Consider the following 21,666-nt stretch of genomic DNA (forward strand, 5'->3'; position numbering starts at 1 on the left):
AACGAGCGAGTCGACAGATGATGCTTAAGTCTTTGTTCGATAAAAGTAATGGGTCTGTACTCCTGAGTAGTTTGTGGTTTCAGATACTTTGGTTTTTTGCGGTGATAGGGCGAGAAGACACACTCTTTTGGTTGATGTCTGGCAGCCTGATTACTTTGATTTATTGTATCTACGAAGAAGCTAAAAAACTTAAGCTAGTTATTGCAATTAGCTCTGTTGGCATTGTCATTGACTTTCTTAACTGGCAAACGGGCTTATTTAGCTTCTCTACCGATGCATTTCCGGTTTGGTTGCTTTTACTGTGGGGTTTATTTGGTTGGTACGCTGTTCAGATGACTTCCATAGTGAACCGTACTCCTCGCTACCTCGTATTAACTCTGGTGTCTGTATCTGGTGGGCTTAGTTATTTTGCTGGGCACAGGCTTGGTGCTGTGGAGTGGACATTTGGTGTTCCTTTGACACTTGCAGTTTTGTTTTTGGAATGGTTTTTGCTCGCTTATTTTGTAACCACATTACTAAGCTCTCGCTGGGGGAAGTTATGAATAAGTACATCGGATTTCTAGTTTTAAGTTTGTTGATAATGGCAAACGCTCAAGGCTCTACTCCAAATTCTCAAGACGATCAGAACTGGGATGGTTGGAAAACAGTCGGAAAATCGAGCTTGAGTTGGCTTTTTTTTGATATTTATAAATCAGAACTTAAAACGCCCAGTGGAGTATATGAAGAAAGTACGGATGTTTCCCCTCACCCGATGGCATTGCTCATTAATTACATGAGAGATATTCCTAAGCAGCAGTTGCTCGATGCAACTCAAGAGCAATGGGAACATCTAGGCTACAGCGAAGAGCAGCAACAGAATTGGATTTTAACACTATCGGATATTTTACCGGATGTGAGTAAGGGTGAGCGATTGGTGTACATTTCAGACGGAGAAAAAGGGCAATTTATCTTCTATGATTCCGCCAATCAAACGACTCATTTAGGAGACATTACAAACGAACAGTTAAATGATGCCTTCTTATCCATCTGGTTTTCACCTGACACTGAATATCCAAAACATCGTAGACAATTATTGGGAAAGATTAGATGAGAACACTCCTAACACTTTGGCTTGCCGTTTTACTCAGTGCTTGTACAGCTGATGTTGAAGAATACCGCCAAGCAACGCCAGATTTTGATTTGTTTGGTTACTTTCAGGGCAACACCAAAGCTTGGGGAATGATTCAAGATTACACAAAAAAACAAACCCGACGATTTTCTGTTGATCTTTCAGGGGAGGTCAACGGGAATACGTTGGTGTTAGTAGAAGATTTTATTTTTGATGATGGCGAAAAAGATCAACGTATTTGGACTATCGAACGCCAAGAAGACGGTCGGTTTACAGGCAAAGCCGACGATATTATTGGGCAAGCCGTCGGTGTTCAGGTCGGCAATGCTTTGCAGTGGAAATATGACTTTTTGCTTGAAGTAGATGGTTCTGAGTTAGAAGTACATTTCGACGATTGGCTTTACCGCCAAGATGAACGTCATGTCTTCAACCGAACGTCGATACGCAAACTAGGGTTAGAAGTCGCTGAAGTGACGATATTCTTTCAAAAGTAACTATTTTAATCCAAACGCATTTATTCGATAAAACGTTACAACGCGATATTCCTAAAAGAGTCGATTTGAGTCTATTTGATAAATTCGTTATTAGTTTTCTTTAGTTAAGCGTTTTTTTTGTAGGTCTGACTTTACAATTTCTAGAGCTGCCAGAGCGGTTTCAATATCCACTTCGTTCGACTCCAATAAGTAGATGAGATCAACAGCTAGCTTGATTTCGTCTGGTGCTGTATCTAAAGGAGAAGAAGAGTTGGAATGGGTCATACTTGATTACGCTCTCTATAGGTGATTTGGTTTTCAATTTTTAGCTTAGATTCTTGGCAGCGTTTAAGGCGCTGTTCTGCAGCTACCAGCGTTTGTTGAGCCTGACTCTGCATATATGCGGGAGCCGACTCAAGCGCATTGGACTTTTCGACGACGAGCTCCTTTAGCCGACGCTCCCATTCTTGATGTTGTGCCATTTCTTGATAGAGCTGGTTGATTGGCTTCTGAAAATGGCTCGAATGCTTGATTTCACTTTTCCTGATCGTTTGCGTCGACAGCTCGCGCTGTATGGCTTCGAGCTGTGCCACCATTTGAGCCGTTAAATGCTCCGCTCTTAAAGGTGTTAGCCTTCCACTCTCTTGTTCTCTGATAATGGATTGAAAGGTGGATTCAAGCTCCTGGACACAAGGAACCAGTAAACGCGCTTTGCAGTGGAAAAGTCGCTCATCAAAAAGTGCCTGATGATGCTCGCCTCGTTGGCGGTCAAGTTGTGCCGCTTGAAGGCTTAACTGAGCAATGTTTTCTTTCAGGGAACTGAAATTCTTCATAGAGTTACAAACCAAGCATCAAACGCCAGTTTACCAGCAAGTACAACCACGACGGTGACAAAAACAGGGCGAATGAATTTTGCTCCAAATTTGATAGCTGAATGAGCGCCTACGTAAGCACCTACCATTAAGCATACACCCATCGTAAGACCTAATACCCAATTAATGTGCCCTAAGAAGGCAAACATAACTAAAGAGGTAAAATTACTGGTGAAGTTCATGGCTTTGGCTAAACCGGAAGCCAGCAGAATGTTCATTTTGTACAAAGCCATACTGCTTACTGTCCAAAATGCACCTGTTCCAGGGCCTGCTACTCCATCATAGAAACCTAAAGTTAGGCTTTGTAGCCATTGTTTTTTCGTAAGGCTAGGGCATGGCTCTGGTACCGCATTATTTGATGCTTTCACTGGTTTGTGGAGGATCGTATATAAAGCGGTAATTAAAATAACAAGAGGCAGAACTTTCTCCAACCACTCAGTGCTGATGGCGTCGACGGCAAAGGTTCCTATGGTCGCACCTATGAGTGTGCCAATGAATGCCTTCTTCCAACATTCTGGTTTAAATAACCGCTTCTTATAGTAGGTGAGAGCAGCTGTAGAAGAGGCAAAGGTTGCTGCGAGCTTATTCGTTCCTAAGGCGATATGCGGAGGCAAACCTATCGATAGTAACGCGGGGACAGTAAGCATTCCGCCGCCACCAGCTACCGCATCAATAAATCCTGCAAGAAATGCCACAAGAGCGAGAACAACCAACATTGTTGGTTCTATAAATTCCATATGATTGCTTATTATTTGTTATTAATAATCGATACGTCTTTTGAATGGGGGTAATGAGTCTATTAAAGACTTGCCATAACGCTTTGTGACGAGTCGCCTGTCTAGGATGACGACTCTACCAGAATCTCGTTCCTTACGCAGCAATCTACCAACAGATTGAATGAGCTTTTTGCTGGCTTCTGGCACAGAAATTTGGAGAAATGGGTTTCCTCCCTTCCGCTCAATATACTCCGCATGAGCCTCTTCTACTGGAGAGGTGGGAACCGCAAAAGGAATTTTAGTAATAATGAGGTTTTCTAATAATTCACCAGGTAAGTCTAACCCTTCTGAAAAACTCCCTGTTCCAAAGAGAATGCTGGTTTTTTTCTTACTGCAGTAAAATTTATGTTTCTTGAGGATCTCGTTGCGCGAGGTTTCGCCTTGGACTTGTAGCATCCATTTATTTTTCTTTGCGAGTTTCTCTATGCCTTGCTCTACTTTATTCATTTGCCAATAAGAGGCAAACAAAACCAAGTTGGCCTTCCCCTCTTCTATATAAGAAGGAAGAGTTTCAATTAAACAATCGGTAAACTCGCTGGCTTGTGGCTCGAATTTAATTTTAGGTATGTAGAGCTCACCCTGATTTTGGTAATCAAAAGGAGAGGCGAGTGCAAGAAATTGTGTACCGTCTTCCTTTTTCTCGCTTATACCCGTCTGGCGGCAGAAGAATGAAAAGGAGTTGAGCGCTCTCATCGTGGCAGAGACCAAAACAGCACCCGCGCAGCGACTCCACAATAGTTGGTCTAATTGCCAACCTACCTCTAATGGAGATACCGATATAATAAAATCGCCCTCACGCTCTTCCGAGGTTTCCACCCATCGAGCTAATGGTGCACCTTTCTCTCTTGTAGGTTCTGCCATTAAATGCCAAACCTTCGATAAATTTTCGTATCTTTGCAAGAAGAACCCAATCTCAGCCAATGCGGGCTCAGCTAAACGATTTGATAACTCTCCTTCTTTTACGCGCTCGGAAATTAAATCGGCAATCTTAGCTAGAGCTTGCGCGCCCTTTTTACTCGCTTTCTTAAGTTCCTGAGATTCATTTTCTAGCCATGTAGGCAGCTCGCCGTGCTCAAAGCGGTAACTTTTTTCAACAAATAGTGAAGGATCGAATTGCTTCGCCAGTTGGTTGAGGCTCGGAATTAGGTGTTGTATCGAGTCTTGAAGCTCATTTCTAAATCGACTTACTCGCTTGTCATCGGCTAGGGAGCACAGCTTTGCAGATTGTGAATTTAACTTCTCTAACCAAGACGCCACTCCTTTTAAACTTGCCGAAGCAGATGAATGATCACGTGCCACTTTAGGGAGGTGGTGGGCTTCATCAAAGACAAAAATAGTCTGTTCAGGCTCTGGAAGAATAACCCCGCCTCCTAATTCGGCGTCTGCCATGACTAAGCTGTGGTTTGCGATAATAACGTCGACTTTATCTAACTGAGAACGTGCTTTTTGAAAAGGGCAGTCGCGGTGAGAAGGTAATGTTGTATTACAGCTGTGTTTGTCGCTGACAATACGTGACCATAAAATATCTGATATAGGGGTTGACCATGAGTCTCGCTCCCCATCCCATTTATTTGAACTCAATTGAGAGTACATTTGTTGCAACGTTTCTATATCGCTACTCGATGGTTTGTCTTCAAAAATAGCAATTTGTTGATCTGAGCTTCCACTTGCTATGGCTAATTTTTCAGCACAGCAATATCTTTGCCGACCTTTTGCTAATGCAAATGAAAACGGAACATCGCTAATTCTACGAAATAGTGGGAGGTCTTTGTGAACCAGTTGTTCCTGTAGCGCAACTGTGGCGGTAGAGATCACTACCTTCTTCTTACTAAAAGACGCAAAAGGGATGGCACTCATTAAATACGCTAAAGACTTACCGATTCCTGTTCCTGCTTCGGCAACAAGCATTCTATTTGACTTGTGATACTGCCCTGCCAATGTGCGAGCAATCTCTGATACGAGATAGTTTTGCGCGCGTCTTGGTATAAAGTTTTCTAAATGATTTTGCAGATTGCTATAGCTGCTGCGAATGGACTTTTGAATCGTTGTATTAAGCATTTTCTGCCTCTGATTTAACCGCGCGAGATTGTAGCACAATCCTGCTGTTGCATGTGTTTTCGTCAGAATGGCGTGCTTTTTAGGTAAATCTAGATCTCAATCACAAAAAAAAATTGAACGATCATGGGGTTAGGTAAAGTCGGTAAAAAGTATAGATAATAATATCAAGAAACCCCATTAAGTGGAATTATTGACTTTATTTATCGCTTTATTTTTGCCTAATTAATTTTTTGTGCTGAAAAAATAAAAACAACAGGAAAAGATTTTCTATGAAAATGTGATGTGATTTCACTCTAAAAGTTTATGTTGTCAATGTAAGTTATTGAATTTTGGTTATTTACGAATTTTTATTTTTATTTTTTTAGTCATTTGACATGTAGCGGATTCTTCTGCAATCTTAACATCGAAATTTAGAGGAGTTGTGCCTTAAGCAAATGCTTAAGAATCGACTCTAATAAAACTAAATAAGGGAACCGAAAAGGAATTCCCAGCTAAGAAAAGGCAGTGGATTATTATGAAAAAGACTCTAGTAGCTCTAGCAGTTATGGCGGTTGCAGGTTCTGCAAACGCATCTATCGAACTTTACAACAAAGATGGCGTTACAGCTAACCTTAAAGGCGACATCGAAGTTCGTTACAAGAAAGACACTAAGAAAGATTCTGAGCTAACGCAAGAAGTCGATGATGCGGATTTCGCATTTGACCTACGTTACGCTCTAAACGACGACCTTCAAGTTGGCGGTTTCTTCGAAGTACAAGACACTGGTTCTAAAACTGGTGACGCGTACATCGGTTTCTACTCTGCTTCTATGGGTGACATCGTATTCGGTCGTACAGTAACTATTCTTGATGACCTTGGTATCGGTAACGATTACCTATTCGGTATCAAGTCAAAAGTTGACGAGTTCGACTTCTCTGGCGACGAAGTTGTTAAGTACAACCTAGACAAAGGTCAGTTCTACGGTGGCATTGCATTCATGCAAAACAAATCTGCTGACCACAAAAAGCTACAAGACGCAAACAGCAACCACGTTGATGCTAAGCTTGGTGCACGTTTTGGTGACCTAGATGTTCAAGGTTTCTACGGTAAAACTAAAGGCACAGCAGCTGGTAACGACCAAACTATCCTTGCTCTAGAAGCAGCATACACTATCGATGCTCTTAAGCTAGAAGCTTTGGTTTCTCAGGGTAAGCTTGAGAAGACTGGTACTACAGTTAAAACAAACATCCTAGGTGGTGCAGCAACTTACACTATGGATGCATGGACTTTCTCTGGCGGTATCTCTAGCTCTAAAGATGATACAGATGGCGCAGATACAGTTACTAACACGTACGTTAATGCTGGTTACGCTCTGACTTCTAACGTAACAGCTTACGCAGAACTTGGTCACACTTCTGAAGACAACACTGAGACTGGCTACGGCTTCGGTGTTAAAGCGTCATTCTAATTCGCTTTAAAGTATTGTATAAAAGCCACCTTAGGGTGGCTTTTTTATTATGGAGGATTCATGAAGTTTAGGAATACGTTTATTGTTCCTTTGGCAATGTGCTTTTCTACTTTTTTAAGTGCAGCGCAGTTAGAGCTAAAATCAGGTGTCGACCTTTTGGTATTGAATGGTATGGAGAGTTCAGAGTTTGAAGAAGGCTTCAAGCTATCTGAAGGGACCAATCAGGCTGTAGTTAAAATGTCCAAATCTTTTGGGACGGGTGGAAGTAAGGATATTTTTACCTCCAACCCATATATTGTGTCTTTCCAATCAAGTGGTAAAGACATTACGATCGCACATCCTAAAGTTTATAGTGTTCAGCATGCTCGTAATACTTTTAATAAGAACCCGGAATGGCTTGTGTATGAAGACGGTGATCTAATTGAAAGTCAGTCTGTTTTTTTAGAAGGGAAAGGGGGCTTTGTTCCTTATTGGGATGTGAAAGCACTAGTTCGCGATTATAATGAGAAGCAGGGTATTTCATTTTCAGCGGCCCCTGTAGCAGTAGCTGCGACGGCAAAAGCAGCCCCAGTCGCTAAGCCTCAAAAATCGGTTGCTAAAGCGGCTCAAGGTGAAAAACCTCAGACGTTAGAGCAATTGCAAGCTTGGTACTTGAAAGCGTCCAAAGAGGAGCGTAAGGCTTTTCGTAAATGGATGATCGACCAAGAATAAAGAATTATATAGTTGAGAGCGGCAATTGCCGCTTTCTTGCTTTTTAAGTCTTTCAATTAACTCAATAAGTTATACTATTTCTTATCCAAAACTGAGGTTAATGAAAGTCTCTTGATTGTGTTCTTAATTTGGATAAGTGGTTGGTCATGTCAGTCAGTTTTCCCGCAATTACATGTATAACTTCCCCTTCTCGTTCTAGAATCCCTTTTACCTTTAGAATCTTTGCCGTAAGGTAAGCTTGCTTTTGGGCTCTTGCTGTTGCTCCCCATACAACCACATTCACGTTTCCAGTGTCGTCCTCTAACGTGAAAAATGTGACTCCGGCGGCTGTGCCGGGAGATTGTCTGCCTGTCACTAAGCCAATCACAGTGATCAGAGACTTATGCGGTTTATTAGAAAGATCTTGCATACGCGTGAATTTCGGCAGTATACCTGCGTTGCTTAACAACGTGACAGGGTGCTTGTTTAAAGAAAGCCCTGTAGCGGCGTAGTCTTCTGTTAAGGTACTGAAATCGTCAGGCTGATAAAAGTAGCGACTATCTTGCTCTTTCTGTGAATGAAACAAGGGGAGGTCATCAGTACCATCCATTATCTTCCAACGTGCGGAGAAACGATTACCAGCAAATACTTTTAGTGCATCTGCAGAGGCGAGAGTTTCTAAATCTTTACGTTCGATTCCTATACTTTTCAAATCTGAAGTGTGTTGATAACCTGAATGAGGGCGGCGGTGAGTGATTCTTTCTGCAGTTTCTTTTTTTAATCCTTTGACTAGCCTCATCCCTAATCGAATATGAAAACTATCGTTATTTCTTACTACTAAATGATCGTAGTCTGAGTGATTCACACAAATTGGTTTTATATTAATCCCATGCCTTCGAGCATCTTGGACTAGCTGAGAGACACTGTAAAACCCCATAGGGTGGCTGTTCATTAGCGCTGTATAAAAAGCTTCGGGGTAGTAATATTTAAGCCAAGATGAGACGTACGCAAGGACTGCGAAAGAAGCAGAGTGGCTTTCAGGAAAACCATACTCACCAAATCCACATATTTGGTCAAAGAGTCTTTTCGCGAACTCTTCTTGATACCCTCTCTCTAGCATGCCATTAATGAGTTTGGAGCGGAACTGCATCAATTGACCATTCTTTTTCCAGGATGCCATTGCTCTTCGAAGTTTGTCGGCTTCTCCTCCGGAAAAACCGGCTGCAACCATTGCAAGTTTGATCACTTGTTCCTGAAATATGGGTACGCCCATTGTCCTTGATAGAACATCTTTGACGGCTTCCGATGGGTAGGAGACTTCTTCAATGCCATTACGTCGCTTGAGGAATGGATGAACCATGTCACCTTGTATTGGACCTGGGCGGACGATGGCGATTTGAATGACTAAGTCGTAGTAGTTCTTGGGGCGTAATCTAGGCAACATGCTCATTTGAGCGCGAGATTCTATTTGAAATACACCGATGGTATCGGCTTTTTGAATCATGTTATAAACATTAGGATCATCTTGCTTTCGAGTAATGTCCGCAATGCTCAACTCGATGTTATGGAAAGATTGGATCGTTTTGAAGCACTTACGAATTGCCGTTAGCATCCCTAATGCTAAAACATCGACTTTGAGTAGCCCCAAACTTTCGAGATCATCCTTGTCCCATTGGATGACCGTACGTTCGTCCATTGCTGCATTCTCAACAGGAACCAATTCATATAAAGGACCTGATGAGATGACAAAACCACCGACATGCTGAGAAAGATGACGCGGAAACCCAAGTATTTCATTGACCAATTGAATGAAAAGTTGCCCTTGATAAGCGTCAGGGTCGAGACCTAGCTCGACTATTTGCGCTTGCCAGTTCAATTCTTTATCTCGTCTATTCACATTCTTTATAAAGAATTCGAGTTGCTCTGCTGAGATCTCTAAGGCTTTACCCACCTCTCTCACCGCGCTTTTAAACCGGTAGGTGATAACGGTTGCAGAAAGAGCAGCGCGACTGCGTCCATATTTCTGATAGATATATTGAATGACTTCTTCGCGTCGTTCATGTTCAAAATCGACATCGATATCGGGTGGCTCATTGCGCTCTCTACTGATGAATCTTTCAAAAAGCACTGATATTTGACGAGGATCGGCCGCTGTGATTTCTAGGCAGTAACAAACAACAGAATTGGCGGCAGACCCCCTACCTTGATAGAGAATTTTCTTCCGTTTGGCAAACATGACAATGTCATAGATGGTTAGGAAGTAAAATGGGTAATTTAACTCTTCAATTAAAGCCAATTCTTTATCGATAAGTTTTTGTATATCGGATGGGACGCCTTGAGGAAATCGGCGTTTGCTGCCCGCTTTTACTTGCTCTTTTAGATAATCTATTGCCGTGTATCCATTTGGAACCAGTTCGCTTGGGTATTCGTATTGAAGAGAACCTAAGTCGAAACGACAACGCGAGAGAATACGCTCGGTTTCAACATACCATTCTTTCTTGAAGATTCTTTGAAGCTTATCTTTCGAACGAAGTGAATGCTCACAATTGCTTTGGAGTAATCGACCAGCGTTGCTGACGCTCGTACCATGCTTAATCGCGGTCAAAGTATGCTGTAAAGGAAGCCTAGCTGCGCTATGCATGAGGACACCACCACAAGCCGTTATCGGAATATGGTATAAAGCGCTAAGGTGTTCGCAGTGCTCTATGAATGCATGGTCATCATGCTGTAGATGGCGTTGTAGGCCTATCCATAACTTTTGAGAGTGGTGTCTCGTTAACCATTTTGCCCAATGGTAGTCACAATCTTTATGAGTTGGTAGCCAGATAATCAAACAATGTTTTGCTGACATGATATCCCATTCAGATAAGCTGTATTCTCCTTTAGGACTACGTCTTCGTGCATTTGATATAATTCGGCATAACTCACCATACCCCTGTCTATTTGTGGATAGCAGGATTAATTCAAGCTCATTCCCCATTCGAAATAATGAGCCAACAATGAGTTTCAGTTGTAGCTCTTGAACTTGTATCGCCTTATAAGCTCGTACTACACCAGCAACGGAACATTCATCGGTAATGGCAATCCCTGAATATTGTAAGAAATCAGCTTGAACAACTAACTCCTCTGGGTGAGAAGCCCCCTCTAAGAAGGAGAAATTAGTTTGGCAAAACAATTCGGTATAACCCATAAGAACCCTAACTGAATATTCCGTGTAGAAACCACTGTTTCTTTGGTGTTCTGAATACCCAAAGCCAGCGACCATCATGACTTTGCACAATAAAATAATCTCGAATCACAGGGTTATTATCCCACCAGCCGGTGGCAACCCTTTCAGGACCATGTGCTATGGATATTTCATCTGTCAGCCGCTCTGGGTGTGGAAGGAGAATACTTGGTCTAAGTTTGGGTTTGAATAAAGGGTCTCTCAGTTGTTCAGAGAGAGGAGAAGAGTATGAATTAGCAATTTCTGGCCGGGGATCTGGGGCAATACTGGGTCGGCTCACAGCCTTTTTACCTAGTTTCGCTTCTAATACTGACATTAACTCTAGTGCCGTTGTCTTGCCCTGTTGCCCTGTAAATAGGTCGGTGTTGAAGCTGGCTTGTTGCTCAACTCGTTTAGTACTCAAGCTTATTGCTATTACGGGAGAACGGATTGAAATAGACTCTAAGGTGAGCTTAGATAAGTTTATCCAATTAACAGCTAGATATTCTCCTTGTGCAGAGCTTATTATAAAGCTGGTGTTCTGTTTATTCCTGAGAAACAAAACAACTTCAATTTCATGAGCGATTTGATCACGTAATTTAAGGAAATGTTCCAACTTTTTCAGTAATTTACTTAGCGGTTTTTCGAGCCATTGGACATTTTCTATTTCATATAATAGATCGAGAGAATATTTAAAGGTTTGCTGTGGATGATAGAATTCAACTGGATGCTTAAACCTACCCGTTACTTTTCCTATATAGTTAATAAGATCTATATCAAAACGCTTAGCAATATCAGCCATTGGTATGGCTAATAGGTCATCGAAAGTTTCAATACCTACGCGGGAAAGTTTTTCTACTGTTTTATGGGGTAGTCCACTAACCGATAAAGACAATGCATAAAGTTTCTTTTTTAAGACTTCTTTATTATCTGTAATTAAATGTGTTTTCTGTTGAGAAAGTATTTGTGCTGAAAATGGGGAAAATCCAGTTGAATAGTCATAGCGTATATTAAAAGATTGCAAGTGGGACTGAATGATTGACCAGTAATGTTCAATATTAGAATACAACGAAAGCATATCGCTGATTTTAAAAAGAATTCCATTTGGCTCAAACAATGTGATGTCTGAGGTTATTAAGTAAAGCCACCGTGCTATTTCCTGCAATTTTGTTTGTTCAATATAGGGATCGTATGAATGAACTTGTAAATCGTGGCAGAGCGATGCAGCCGTTCCAAGCCCCATACCGATTTTTAATCCTGAGGTATAAGCATGAGGTGTAAGTTGTACGATTTGGTGATCGTGATTAATGATGGCAAGGTTACCATCATAAGCTGAGCCACAAAATGAAGAATCTAGCTGTAGGTGAGTAAAGTTCAGGTAAAGCCACAGCATAATTTATCCTCGTTTTAGAAGAGGAAAGGTAATGATGGTATTATCTGTGGGAGCCCTAGTTAAATTCACCCAGTTATGGGACATGTCTATGCATAAGGCTGTTCTACCTAAGCCTCCCTTTCGTTTATTGATTGTAATGTTCAAACCTTTTGAGTGAGCCTCAAGACTTAAACTAAGTGATACAGGTAGAGGAAAGGCTTGTTTTTGTGGTTTGAAGATAATAAGTGAGCAATTACCATTTTCACTCGCCATTTGTAACCGTTTTACTTGATGTATTTCTAACGTGTCACGCCATAGTAATACATGAGAGCAAGCCCCACTTTTCAATGATTGTTCGGCAGCCCATAAAGCTTCCTTGTAGTTTCTTGGCGAAATAACAACAATCCTGTCAAGTTTATAGCCTTGTGCTACGAAAAACTCTCCACATATCTTTCCGGGAGGGTGAATAAAAACTCTAAGTCTGTTGTCTGCAGTGTTGCTTAAAAATGCATCTAGCAATCGTAGCTCACCGATACCAGTAACAGTATCTATTTCGATAACCCCTTTACTTGGAAAGCCGCCGCCTAATTTGTTATCTAGTTCGGTATAGCCTGAAGAGATAACATCTGCATAATTTGATGTGTTTACCCCGTTCCATAGTAAGTTTTTATGCTTTAGTGTCTTTATTATCTCATGCATCCTCATAAACCTGTATGTATGTACAGTATTTATAGTATATGCATTCAAAAGGGAGCGGCAAGAACTTTCTGCACTACTGAGCTTGTAGAAGAAGAAAGTACAAATAAATCATAAATGTATGACTCAGGTGTTTTCTTCAAAAGAGATGATAATGAAATGAGCTTAGATGAATATATTTTAAATGAAATAGCTTGAATGGTTATCAATAATATAAATATATGCAGTTTGAAGATAATCGATGTAATGCAAATAGTGGCATTAAAAAAGCCGAAATTTATATAAATTTCGGCTCAATATATGAAACACTGGTGTATAGAATCGAGGGACATGCCCAGTGCTGCAATAATTTTTGTAACAAAGTGAAAGCTAGATTAGGAAATCATCCAAAGCTTTACCTGAATCCAAGTGAGCTTGAATTGCAGAAGGAGTACGACCTTGACCTGTCCAAGTCTTTTCTACACCATCAACAGTATATTTGTATTTAGCTGGGCGAGGATCGCGCTTTTTCTTCGCTTTAGATTTTGTTTCTCCAGATAGCGCTGCAATAAGGTCATCTACATCGATACCATCTTTAGCAATCATATTTGCGTATTCAGCTAATTTAGCTTCGCGTTCAGCTTTTTCTGCTAATTCTGCAGCTTCTACTTCACGACGTTCATCAACAACGGTAGTTAATTTATCTAGCGCTTCTTCCAAGTGCTCAAGCGGTAGATCACGAGCAAATGCTCGTAGACTGCGAATATTAAGCAGGGTTTTTGCAATATCTGACATGTTCAGTCCCATTCTTATTTTAGTAAACGTACACAATAATAACAGTGTAAGACGAGAATACAATATAATTTTATTTCAAATATATCGAAATTCAAATACACATTTCTAAAAATATATTTAATTACTTATTTAGCAGAATAGAATACGTCAATATTTAATACGCTAAATGTCAGAAAAGTGTAAGTGTAAGGCATATAGACGCTCAATCTAGTCGAAAGTTTCATCAGGTTGGTTGAAACTTGAAATTATATGTTGCAAAAAGCTTTTGCATCCGTAGAATGACTCGAACCTGATTTAAGTGGTGGATTTTTAATCAATCCAGTACTTAAGGTAGAGGCGCAGTAATGATTAGTATGTTTCAAGAGGGTGATACCTAAGAGGGAAACAGAAAGGCGTTATTGCCGAAGTATTGAAAGCCATCATTCTTCAATGCTGGGGTTATATCCGAATAGGTATAACACTGCCATAGTCTATATTGTTGTTAAACTATGGAGCGCTACTGTGGGGTTGGGTGAAGTGTTCACTTCCCTTTCGCTTGTTCAACTTAAGGTATATATAATACCGACTACAGTAGATCTCTAACCAAATATTGGTTTCTGAAGATCATGAATTTATTAGATTTTGCATCGTCCCCCCTTTCATTGTTGCCGCCGCTTGTCGCTTTAGGGCTAGCTATTATTACTCGTCGAGTTCTTGTCTCATTAGGTATGGGCATTTTTCTTGGTGGTTTACTGATCACTGACTATTCCATTGCTGATTCCATTAAATATATATGGGACAAAGTATATGGCGTAGTTATTGAAACTAATGAAGTTACTGTTGATGGTGTAAAAGTAGAAGAGAGTAGCCTTAATAGCTGGAATATGAGTATTGTTGCGTTTCTTTTATTATTAGGAATGATGACAGCTTTACTTACATTGTCTGGTGGTACACGGGCATTCGCTGAATGGGCACAAAGCCGCGTGAAAAGTAAACGTGGTTCAAAATTACTCGCCGCATTTTTAGGTGTATTTATTTTTGTTGATGACTACTTTAATAGCCTAGCCGTCGGAGCAATATCTCGCCCAGTCACGGATCGTTTTTATGTATCACGTTCTAAACTTGCTTATATTCTAGATTCTACAGCCGCTCCGATGTGCGTGTTAATGCCAGCATCTAGCTGGGGCGCTTATATAATGACTATCATTGGCGGGATTTTAGTCACTCACGGGTTGACGGATTATTCTTCTGCGCTTAGTGCTTACGTCAATATGGTTCCAATGAATTTTTATGCGGTATTTGCATTACTGATGGTTTTTGCTGTGGTGTGGTTCCAGCTAGACGTTGGACCGATGCGTAAAAAAGAAATTGAAGCCTCTCAAGGAATGGGATTTGATGATGCAAATAATCAATCCAGTAGTGAATTGAGTGAAGACCTTGATATTAGCGAAAGTGAAAAAGGTAGAGTTGCCGATTTAATTATGCCAATTGTTGCTTTAATTCTAGCGACAATATTTTTTATGCTATATACCGGAGCAGAATCACTCACCGAATCAGGTAAAGAATTTGATCTGTTAGGTGCGTTTGAAAATACCGATGTAGGTGCATCTTTATGCTATGGCGGTCTGATTGGTTTAGCGACAGCACTTATTACCGTCTTCCGCCAGAAAATTGAACTATCTCAAATTGCTCGAACTTTATGGATCGGCGCTGGTTCAATGTTCGGTGCTATATTAATTTTGTTTTTTGCATGGACAATTGGTTCAGTAATAGGTGACTTAAAAACGGGCACTTACTTGTCTTCGTTAGTACAAGGCAACATCAGTGTTCATTGGCTACCTGTTATTTTATTCTTGTTATCTGGTTTGATGGCATTCTCGACGGGAACTTCTTGGGGAACATTTGGCATCATGTTGCCAATCGCTGGTGATATAGCTGGTGCGACAGACTTAGCGTTGATGCTTCCTATGTTGAGTGCCGTTTTAGCTGGTTCTGTATTCGGAGACCATTGTTCTCCAATTTCTGATACGACGATTCTATCTTCGACGGGAGCTCGTTGTAATCACATTGATCACGTTGCAACGCAATTGCCTTACGCATTATCCGTTGCACTAGTATCTTGTGTTGGATTTGTCGTTCTGGGAATGACGTCATCCATTCTATTCTCATTCGCCGCTGCGAGTGTGACATTTGCTGTGGTATGTGGTGCTTTAAGTGTCATTTCCAAACGCAAACAAAGCCTAGCTAAGGCTTAATTACTAAGTTCAATAGCTCTTAATCAAAAGAGCAGGTGAAAACCTGCTCTTTCTCTATCCACTCTTCTTCTATTTACTCTTTTCTATACATCTTCTGCAACGTCACAAGGCAGCTTTTCGCTGAATCTCTCGTTGCTTTCTCTACTGCTTGCATTGAAATGTATGCCACATTAGCCAAAGACGTTTCATTTAAACTTTCTGCTGGGATATCTTCACAATTTTCAGGGACAGATTGATAAGTTGCATCAGGGAAGGCATGGGTTACCACATCAGCGTAATTTTGAAGTTGTTCGGGTGCCATGTCTTTTACTGGTAGAGCTTCCAGTTCCTCATGGGTATAAGCCAATCCATCATTGTTAAAAGGGCGACCCTCGAGGCTGTGTGGTGAAATTTCATATGCAGCTTCAGTAACGTAAGGGAAATCCCAAGAAGGTGGCTCAGGGTAACCTGCATTATGAGAAGCAGTAGTATCGGATGTACAGCCTGCTAATAAGATAGAAGCGCTTGCAGTCATCAACACCTTTAATTTGTTCATCACGTTTGTATCCTTAGGTAGAGGTAATAATATTGTTGTGAATATTTTGAATGGTGTTTTATTGTTGGGCAATACAAGAAAATCGCATTTAATTACCAACTTGATGCATTTGTTTAACAGCTTCTAAGGACAAGCAGAAAAAGTGTAATTACCGAGAAGACAATTTTTTTCGAATAGAGTCTTGCAAATCCAATTGAGCTTAGTTAGTGTGGAGTTAACTCAAGGAGAAACTAAATATGCGTAAAAGTGTAATGAACATTCATCACCATCATCATCCTGACTAGTCTTTCGGGAGGTTTACGCATACCCGAGAGGCTCAGAACTCTCGGTGGTTGAATCAGAAAATACAGATTTAAACCCTCGGGAGAGAAAACTCCCGAGGGTTTTTTCATTTTTAACGACTTATAAAATATTAAATATTCACTAAATTTCGCATAGGGACATCGTAATGCAAACACAACGCCTAAGAATTGCTATTCAAAAAAAAGGACGCTTGAGTAAAGAGTGTCTAGACCTACTTAAAAAATGTGGCGCTAAGTTCAATATCATGGGGGAGAGACTTGTCGTTCACTCTGAAAACATGCCTATCGATCTTCTGCTTGTGCGAGACGACGATATTCCAGGGCTTATCATGGACGGTGTTGTCGACTTAGGCTTCATTGGCGAAAATGAATTGGAAGAGGTGCGTTTAGACAGAAAAGCACTAGGGGAGCCTTGCGAATTCGTTCCGCTTCGTCGTTTAGATTTTGGTGGCTGCCGTTTGTCCATCGCTATCGATAAAGATGAAGAATATAAAGGTCCGCAAGACCTTGCGGGTAAACGTATTGCAACGACGTATCCTCAACTACTAAAAAGCTACATGGATGAACAAGGCGTTGAGTTCAGTGCTTGTGTACTGACAGGTTCTGTTGAAGTTGCACCAAGAGCAGGGCTTGCTGACGCTATTGCTGATCTCGTCTCAACAGGTGCAACGCTTGAAGCAAATGGTCTTAAAGAAGCGGAAGTTATCTTTAAATCTAAGGCGACCCTGATTCAACGTAAAGGTGAGTTCGAAGCAGACAAAAAAGCTCTGATTGAAAAGCTGCTGACTCGAATGCAAGGCGTTTTACAAGCCAAAGAATCTAAGTACATCATGCTACATGCCCCAACGGATAAGCTAGAGCAAGTCAAAGCTTTACTTCCAGGGGCTGAAGATCCAACCGTGCTTCCACTGTCTGCTGAGCAAAACCGCGTTGCTGTACATCTTGTTAGCACTGAAAACCTGTTCTGGGAAACCATGGAACAATTAAAAGAGCTTGGCGCCAGCTCAATTTTGGTACTGCCAATTGAAAAAATGATGGAGTAATGGGATGAGAACCGTAGTTTGGCAATCATTAAGTGAACAGCAACAAGACGCTGTCCTAGAGCGCCCTGCCATAACGGAAGGGGCGAATATTACCGCCGCTGTTTCTGATGTTATAAAGAAAGTGCGAATTGGCGGTGATGCAGCGCTTATCGAATTGACTGAAAAATTTGATGGTGTCACTCCAGATTCAGTTCGAGTGTCTAAGCAGGATATTCAGGCAGCTTCAGATCGCCTTTCTAGTGAGATGAAACAAGCGCTAGAACAAGCGTATGCCAATATCTCAATGTTCCACAAAGCACAAAAGCCCCAGCCGATTAAAGTTGAAACTCAACCAGGGGTGGTTTGTGAACAAGTGACTCGCCCAATTAACACCGTCGGGCTATACATTCCGGGTGGTAGTGCTCCGTTGCCCTCGACCGTGCTTATGTTAGGCGTACCAGCTAAAATTGCTGGGTGCCGTAAAGTCGTATTGTGTTCGCCACCTCCGATTGCTGACGAAATACTTTATGTCGCACAGCTGTGTGATATCGATGAGGTATATAACGTGGGAGGTGGGCAAGCGATCGCCGCGATGGCATATGGTACTGATTCTGTAAGTAAAGTGGACAAGATTTTCGGCCCCGGTAATGCGTACGTAACAGAAGCGAAGCGTCAGGTAAGCAACGATTTTCGTGGTGCGGCTATCGACATGCCAGCAGGTCCGTCAGAAGTGCTTATTATTGCCGATGAAACAGCAGAACCGGATTTTATCGCTGCCGATTTACTGAGTCAGGCCGAGCACGGACCAGATTCGCAAGTGGTTTTGGTTACCCCTTCTCCTGTTATTGCAGACAAAGTCACGGACGCTGTTCAACGTCAGTTGAAAGCGCTTTCCCGTGCTGAAATCGCAGAGCAAGCATTAGGTTCAAGCTTGATTGTTATCGCTGAATCTCTAACACAATGTGTCTCTATTTCTAACTTTTATGGTCCTGAACACCTGATTGTTCAAACTAAAAACCCACGTGAACTGCTACCACTTCTAGATAATGCAGGCTCAATTTTCCTTGGGGATTGGTCACCAGAATCTGCAGGCGATTATGCTTCAGGTACCAACCACGTGCTTCCGACATACGGGTATACCCGCACTTACTCAAGCCTTGGCTTAGCTGATTTTTCAAAGCGTATGACAGTGCAAGAGTTAACATCGGATGGTCTGAAAATTTTGGCTCCAACTGTTGTTACAATGGCGGAAGCTGAAGGGTTGGATGCACACAAGCGTGCTGTCACTATTCGTATAGAAAAGCTACAAGAGGGAGAGTCGTGATGGAAAAATTGGCTCGTAAACAGGTTCAAGCACTGACCCCTTATCTTTCTGCTCGTAAAATTGGTGGTACAGGGGACGTTTGGCTCAATGCAAACGAATCGCCTTTTAATAATGAATACAAAACAGACTTTGCTCGACTGAATCGCTACAGCGAATGCCAGCCGAGAGATCTCATTGAAGCGTATGCCGCTTATGCTGGGGTTAAGCCAGAGCAAACACTAACATCACGCGGTGCAGATGAAGGCATCGAATTATTGATTCGTGCTTTTTGTGAACCCAATGAAGATGCCATTCTCTACTGCCCACCCACCTATGGCATGTATGCCATTAGTGCAGAAACCATTGGTGTTGAGCGAAAAACAGTGCCGTTGACACAAGATTGGCAGTTGGATCTGAAGGGAATTGAAGAAAACCTAGCGAACGTAAAACTGGTTTTTGTATGCAGCCCTAACAACCCAACCGGAAATTTAGTCAAACGCGAGGACATTGTTTCCTTGCTTGAAATGACAAAAGATCGCGCCATTGTGGTGATGGATGAAGCGTATATTGATTTCTGTCCAGAAGCTTCAACCACTGATCTTTTAGCGCAGTATCCTAACCTGGCTATTTTACGTACGCTTTCTAAAGCTTTTGCACTAGCAGGGCTTCGCTGCGGATTCACATTGGCAAATGAAGAGCTGATCAATGTGCTATTGAAAGTCATTGCACCCTATCCAGTGCCAGTTCCAGTTTCGGAGATTGCCGTTCAAGCGCTTTCTGAAGCAGGGTTAGCCAGAATGAAATTCCAATCGTTAGATCTGAATGCAAACCGTGCCTATCTTCAAGTGGGTCTCAGTATGCTGGAAGGGGTTGAAGTTTTTGAAGGATGGGGTAACTACCTATTAGTTAAATTTGAAGATGGCGATGCAATATTCCAAGCTGCATGGGACAGCGGAATCATTCTGCGAAATTCTCCCATTGAAAACTGCATACGCATTAGCGTAGGAAATCGTGATGAATGTGAAAAAGTTGTCGCTTTTATTCGCAATCAGTTAGCTAAAAATGTCGCTTAAGAAAGGAAATCGTAGTGAGCAAGCAACAAAAAATTCTATTTATTGATCGTGATGGCACTTTAATCGTTGAACCACCCGTTGATTTTCAGGTGGACCGTCTCGATAAATTAAAGTTCGAACCGTTTGTGATTCCTAGCCTACTGGCTTTGCAAGATGCGGGCTATCGATTGGTTATGGTGACGAACCAAGATGGACTCGGTACAGACAGCTACCCTCAAGAAGATTTCGATGCGCCACATAATATGATGATGGAGATCTTTGAGTCACAGGGGGTGAAATTTGACGATGTTCTAATATGCCCACACTTTGATGAAGACAACTGTTCTTGCCGAAAACCACAACTGGGGATGGTGAAAGAGTACCTTCAAGGTGGGAAAGTGGATTTTCGAAGCTCAGTAGTGATTGGTGATCGCGAAACGGATCTTCAATTGGCTGAAAACATGGCCATTCGCGGAATTCAGTACAACCCAGAAACCATGGGATGGCGGACCATTCTAAAAGATCTGACCGTGAATGCGCGTGTGTCTGAAGTGGTTCGTACAACTAAAGAAACCGACATCAAGGTAAACGTTAACCTTGATGAGCAAGGTGGGAATGACATCAAAACAGGTTTGGGCTTTTTTGACCACATGTTGGATCAAATCGCGACACACGGCGGATTCCAAATTAAATGCAGTGTGGACGGAGACCTGCACATCGATGACCACCATACCATTGAAGATACTGCTCTGGCGTTAGGGCAAGCATTAAAAGAAGCGTTAGGAGATAAGCGTGGTATTGGTCGCTTTGGCTTCAGTTTGCCAATGGATGAATGCTTGGCGCAATGTGCGCTGGATTTGTCGGGCAGAGCTTACCTCGTCTTCGATGCAAAATTTAGCCGTGAAATGGTTGGCGACTTTTCAACTGAAATGGCGGAACACTTTTTCCGTTCTATAGCGGATTCTATGGCTTGTACCTTGCACCTATCTTCTACCGGTGAAAACGACCACCATATTGTAGAGAGCCTATTCAAATCGTTTGGTCGTACACTTCGCCAAGCCATTAAAGTAGAAGGTAACGAATTACCAAGCAGCAAGGGCATGCTTTAAAGGGGAAAGACACGTGACAGAACAAAAAGTTGTCATTATTGATACTGGATGCGCCAATGTGTCCTCTGTGAAGTTTGCTATTGAACGCCTAGGCTATAAAGTCACCATTTCCAAAGATCCTGAGGTGGTACTCGCAGCGGACAAGTTGTTTTTGCCCGGTGTCGGGACCGCAAGTGAAGCCATGAAAAACCTTCGAGAGCGAGATCTGATTGATCTCGTTAAGAAGGTTGAGAAGCCACTACTTGGTATTTGTTTGGGTATGCAGCTGCTCGGAAAAGTCTCTCAAGAGAAAGGGCAGAAGGCGAATGAGTTGGTGGAATGCCTTGGGCTGTGTGACGGTGAAGTCAATTTGATGGAAACGGGCGAGTTACCTTTACCACATATGGGGTGGAATACAGTTTCAGCGAAAGTAGGGCACCCGTTGTTCAAAGGTATTGAGGAAGGTGAGTACTTCTATTTTGTGCATAGCTTTGCCATGCCAGTAGGTGACTACACAATCGCCAACTGTGACTATGGAAACCCGTTCACCGCAGCGGTACAAAGTAGTAACTATTATGGTGTGCAATTTCACCCAGAACGTTCTTCTAAAGCCGGCTCTAAGCTCATTGAAAACTTTCTGAATTTATAAGGGAATTATA

General features: G+C 41.9%; 20 protein-coding genes, 1 riboswitch and 1 other annotated feature. Of the genes, 11 read left to right on the forward strand and 9 right to left on the reverse strand.

The window, feature by feature from the left end:
• The first annotated feature begins 17 nt into the window (after positions 1 to 17).
• Genes CW749_RS10800 through CW749_RS10810 form a run of 3 tightly spaced genes read left to right on the forward strand, consistent with a single transcriptional unit; the run spans position 18 to position 1,602 of the window.
• Positions 18 to 542: a DUF2878 domain-containing protein gene (locus CW749_RS10800; RefSeq protein WP_101112051.1), complete on the forward strand. Its 525-nt coding sequence runs from the start codon at positions 18 to 20 to the stop codon at positions 540 to 542.
• Positions 539 to 1,090: a chalcone isomerase family protein gene (locus CW749_RS10805; protein ID WP_101112052.1), complete on the forward strand. Its 552-nt coding sequence runs from the start codon at positions 539 to 541 to the stop codon at positions 1,088 to 1,090. The genes CW749_RS10800 and CW749_RS10805 overlap by 4 nt, the downstream gene beginning before the upstream one ends.
• Positions 1,087 to 1,602, forward strand: a complete 516-nt coding sequence (locus tag CW749_RS10810) for a DUF3833 domain-containing protein (RefSeq protein WP_101112053.1) — start codon at positions 1,087 to 1,089, stop codon at positions 1,600 to 1,602. The genes CW749_RS10805 and CW749_RS10810 overlap by 4 nt, the downstream gene beginning before the upstream one ends.
• 90 nt (positions 1,603 to 1,692) lie before the next feature.
• On the opposite strand, the gene rsmS is transcribed toward CW749_RS10810, so the two are convergent.
• Genes rsmS through dinG form a run of 4 tightly spaced genes read right to left on the reverse strand, consistent with a single transcriptional unit; the run spans position 1,693 to position 5,287 of the window.
• On the reverse strand, positions 1,693 to 1,866 hold the full coding sequence (gene rsmS / locus CW749_RS10815; RefSeq protein ID WP_101112054.1) for a pleiotropic regulatory protein RsmS: 174 nt from the start codon (positions 1,864 to 1,866) through the stop codon (positions 1,693 to 1,695).
• Positions 1,863 to 2,414: a primosomal replication protein gene (locus CW749_RS10820; protein WP_101112055.1), complete on the reverse strand. Its 552-nt coding sequence runs from the start codon at positions 2,412 to 2,414 to the stop codon at positions 1,863 to 1,865. Before CW749_RS10820 ends, rsmS begins: the two co-directional genes overlap by 4 nt.
• Positions 2,411 to 3,190 (reverse strand): TSUP family transporter, encoded by a 780-nt coding sequence (locus CW749_RS10825; protein ID WP_101112056.1) that lies wholly within the window; start codon positions 3,188 to 3,190, stop codon positions 2,411 to 2,413. Before CW749_RS10825 ends, CW749_RS10820 begins: the two co-directional genes overlap by 4 nt.
• A gap of 21 nt (positions 3,191 to 3,211) precedes the next feature.
• Positions 3,212 to 5,287 (reverse strand): ATP-dependent DNA helicase DinG, encoded by a 2,076-nt coding sequence (dinG, locus tag CW749_RS10830; protein WP_101112057.1) that lies wholly within the window; start codon positions 5,285 to 5,287, stop codon positions 3,212 to 3,214.
• A gap of 514 nt (positions 5,288 to 5,801) precedes the next feature.
• Here dinG and CW749_RS10835 point away from each other — a divergent pair.
• Together CW749_RS10835 and CW749_RS10840 are read left to right on the forward strand one after the other, a co-directional pair.
• Complete coding sequence (locus tag CW749_RS10835; protein WP_101112058.1) at positions 5,802 to 6,734, forward strand: porin; 933 nt, start codon at positions 5,802 to 5,804, stop codon at positions 6,732 to 6,734.
• 60 nt (positions 6,735 to 6,794) lie between these two features.
• On the forward strand, positions 6,795 to 7,445 hold the full coding sequence (locus CW749_RS10840; RefSeq protein ID WP_101112059.1) for a DUF2057 domain-containing protein: 651 nt from the start codon (positions 6,795 to 6,797) through the stop codon (positions 7,443 to 7,445).
• A 97-nt stretch (positions 7,446 to 7,542) separates the two neighbouring features.
• Here CW749_RS10840 and CW749_RS10845 read toward each other — a convergent pair whose 3' ends face one another.
• From CW749_RS10845 to CW749_RS10860, 4 genes are all read right to left on the reverse strand, one after another.
• Positions 7,543 to 10,614: an error-prone DNA polymerase gene (locus CW749_RS10845; protein WP_101112060.1), complete on the reverse strand. Its 3,072-nt coding sequence runs from the start codon at positions 10,612 to 10,614 to the stop codon at positions 7,543 to 7,545.
• 7 nt (positions 10,615 to 10,621) lie between these two features.
• Entirely contained in the window at positions 10,622 to 12,022 is a 1,401-nt protein-coding gene (locus tag CW749_RS10850) for a DNA polymerase Y family protein (protein WP_101112061.1), read from the reverse strand.
• 3 nt (positions 12,023 to 12,025) lie between these two features.
• Positions 12,026 to 12,700: a translesion DNA synthesis-associated protein ImuA gene (gene imuA, locus CW749_RS10855; RefSeq protein WP_101112062.1), complete on the reverse strand. Its 675-nt coding sequence runs from the start codon at positions 12,698 to 12,700 to the stop codon at positions 12,026 to 12,028.
• A 366-nt stretch (positions 12,701 to 13,066) separates the two neighbouring features.
• A complete protein-coding gene (locus tag CW749_RS10860; protein ID WP_101112063.1) occupies positions 13,067 to 13,471 on the reverse strand; it encodes an H-NS family nucleoid-associated regulatory protein in 405 nt (134 codons plus the stop codon).
• 323 nt (positions 13,472 to 13,794) lie between these two features.
• Positions 13,795 to 13,978, forward strand: a riboswitch (Lysine riboswitch).
• Between the two features lie 98 nt (positions 13,979 to 14,076).
• On the opposite strand from CW749_RS10860, the gene CW749_RS10865 reads away from it, so the two are divergent.
• On the forward strand, positions 14,077 to 15,705 hold the full coding sequence (locus CW749_RS10865; RefSeq protein ID WP_101112065.1) for a Na+/H+ antiporter NhaC family protein: 1,629 nt from the start codon (positions 14,077 to 14,079) through the stop codon (positions 15,703 to 15,705).
• Between the two features lie 73 nt (positions 15,706 to 15,778).
• Here the strand turns inward: CW749_RS10865 and CW749_RS10870 are convergent, their stop codons facing one another.
• The gene (locus CW749_RS10870) at positions 15,779 to 16,240 is read right to left on the reverse strand and encodes a hypothetical protein (RefSeq protein WP_101112067.1); all 462 of its coding nucleotides are present in this window, start codon (positions 16,238 to 16,240) and stop codon (positions 15,779 to 15,781) included.
• A 259-nt stretch (positions 16,241 to 16,499) separates the two neighbouring features.
• Positions 16,500 to 16,632 (forward strand) — a sequence feature (His leader region).
• 56 nt (positions 16,633 to 16,688) lie between these two features.
• On the opposite strand from CW749_RS10870, the gene hisG reads away from it, so the two are divergent.
• The 5 genes from hisG to hisH are packed head-to-tail and all read left to right on the forward strand — an operon-like array spanning position 16,689 to position 21,656.
• Positions 16,689 to 17,585, forward strand: coding sequence for an ATP phosphoribosyltransferase (gene hisG / locus CW749_RS10875; RefSeq protein ID WP_101112069.1), 897 nt, complete (start codon positions 16,689 to 16,691; stop codon positions 17,583 to 17,585).
• 4 nt (positions 17,586 to 17,589) lie between these two features.
• Positions 17,590 to 18,888: a histidinol dehydrogenase gene (gene hisD / locus CW749_RS10880; protein ID WP_101112071.1), complete on the forward strand. Its 1,299-nt coding sequence runs from the start codon at positions 17,590 to 17,592 to the stop codon at positions 18,886 to 18,888.
• Positions 18,888 to 19,940: a histidinol-phosphate transaminase gene (hisC, locus tag CW749_RS10885; protein WP_101112073.1), complete on the forward strand. Its 1,053-nt coding sequence runs from the start codon at positions 18,888 to 18,890 to the stop codon at positions 19,938 to 19,940. The genes hisD and hisC overlap by 1 nt, the downstream gene beginning before the upstream one ends.
• Before the next feature lie 14 nt (positions 19,941 to 19,954).
• A complete protein-coding gene (gene hisB / locus CW749_RS10890) occupies positions 19,955 to 21,028 on the forward strand; it encodes a bifunctional histidinol-phosphatase/imidazoleglycerol-phosphate dehydratase HisB (RefSeq protein ID WP_101112075.1) in 1,074 nt (357 codons plus the stop codon).
• Between the two features lie 13 nt (positions 21,029 to 21,041).
• Entirely contained in the window at positions 21,042 to 21,656 is a 615-nt protein-coding gene (gene hisH / locus CW749_RS10895) for an imidazole glycerol phosphate synthase subunit HisH (protein WP_101112077.1), read from the forward strand.
• Positions 21,657 to 21,666: the final 10 nt, after the last annotated feature.

The organism is Vibrio sp. vnigr-6D03 (assembly GCF_002835515.1).
Lineage (GTDB): Bacteria > Pseudomonadota > Gammaproteobacteria > Enterobacterales > Vibrionaceae > Vibrio > Vibrio penaeicida.

Coding starts and splice junctions, on each gene's coding strand:
- dinG (WP_101112057.1), bottom strand. CDS start 5,287: ATGCTTAATACAACGATTCAAAAGTCCATTCGCAGCAGCTATAGCAAT.
- CW749_RS10825 (WP_101112056.1), bottom strand. CDS start 3,190: ATGGAATTTATAGAACCAACAATGTTGGTTGTTCTCGCTCTTGTGGCA.
- CW749_RS10845 (WP_101112060.1), bottom strand. CDS start 10,614: ATGGGTTATACCGAATTGTTTTGCCAAACTAATTTCTCCTTCTTAGAG.
- CW749_RS10840 (WP_101112059.1), top strand. CDS start 6,795: ATGAAGTTTAGGAATACGTTTATTGTTCCTTTGGCAATGTGCTTTTCT.
- hisG (WP_101112069.1), top strand. CDS start 16,689: ATGCAAACACAACGCCTAAGAATTGCTATTCAAAAAAAAGGACGCTTG.
- CW749_RS10810 (WP_101112053.1), top strand. CDS start 1,087: ATGAGAACACTCCTAACACTTTGGCTTGCCGTTTTACTCAGTGCTTGT.
- CW749_RS10800 (WP_101112051.1), top strand. CDS start 18: ATGATGCTTAAGTCTTTGTTCGATAAAAGTAATGGGTCTGTACTCCTG.
- CW749_RS10820 (WP_101112055.1), bottom strand. CDS start 2,414: ATGAAGAATTTCAGTTCCCTGAAAGAAAACATTGCTCAGTTAAGCCTT.
- CW749_RS10850 (WP_101112061.1), bottom strand. CDS start 12,022: ATGCTGTGGCTTTACCTGAACTTTACTCACCTACAGCTAGATTCTTCA.
- CW749_RS10835 (WP_101112058.1), top strand. CDS start 5,802: ATGAAAAAGACTCTAGTAGCTCTAGCAGTTATGGCGGTTGCAGGTTCT.
- CW749_RS10860 (WP_101112063.1), bottom strand. CDS start 13,471: ATGTCAGATATTGCAAAAACCCTGCTTAATATTCGCAGTCTACGAGCA.
- CW749_RS10805 (WP_101112052.1), top strand. CDS start 539: ATGAATAAGTACATCGGATTTCTAGTTTTAAGTTTGTTGATAATGGCA.
- rsmS (WP_101112054.1), bottom strand. CDS start 1,866: ATGACCCATTCCAACTCTTCTTCTCCTTTAGATACAGCACCAGACGAA.
- CW749_RS10865 (WP_101112065.1), top strand. CDS start 14,077: ATGAATTTATTAGATTTTGCATCGTCCCCCCTTTCATTGTTGCCGCCG.
- hisC (WP_101112073.1), top strand. CDS start 18,888: ATGGAAAAATTGGCTCGTAAACAGGTTCAAGCACTGACCCCTTATCTT.
- CW749_RS10870 (WP_101112067.1), bottom strand. CDS start 16,240: ATGAACAAATTAAAGGTGTTGATGACTGCAAGCGCTTCTATCTTATTA.
- imuA (WP_101112062.1), bottom strand. CDS start 12,700: ATGCATGAGATAATAAAGACACTAAAGCATAAAAACTTACTATGGAAC.
- hisD (WP_101112071.1), top strand. CDS start 17,590: ATGAGAACCGTAGTTTGGCAATCATTAAGTGAACAGCAACAAGACGCT.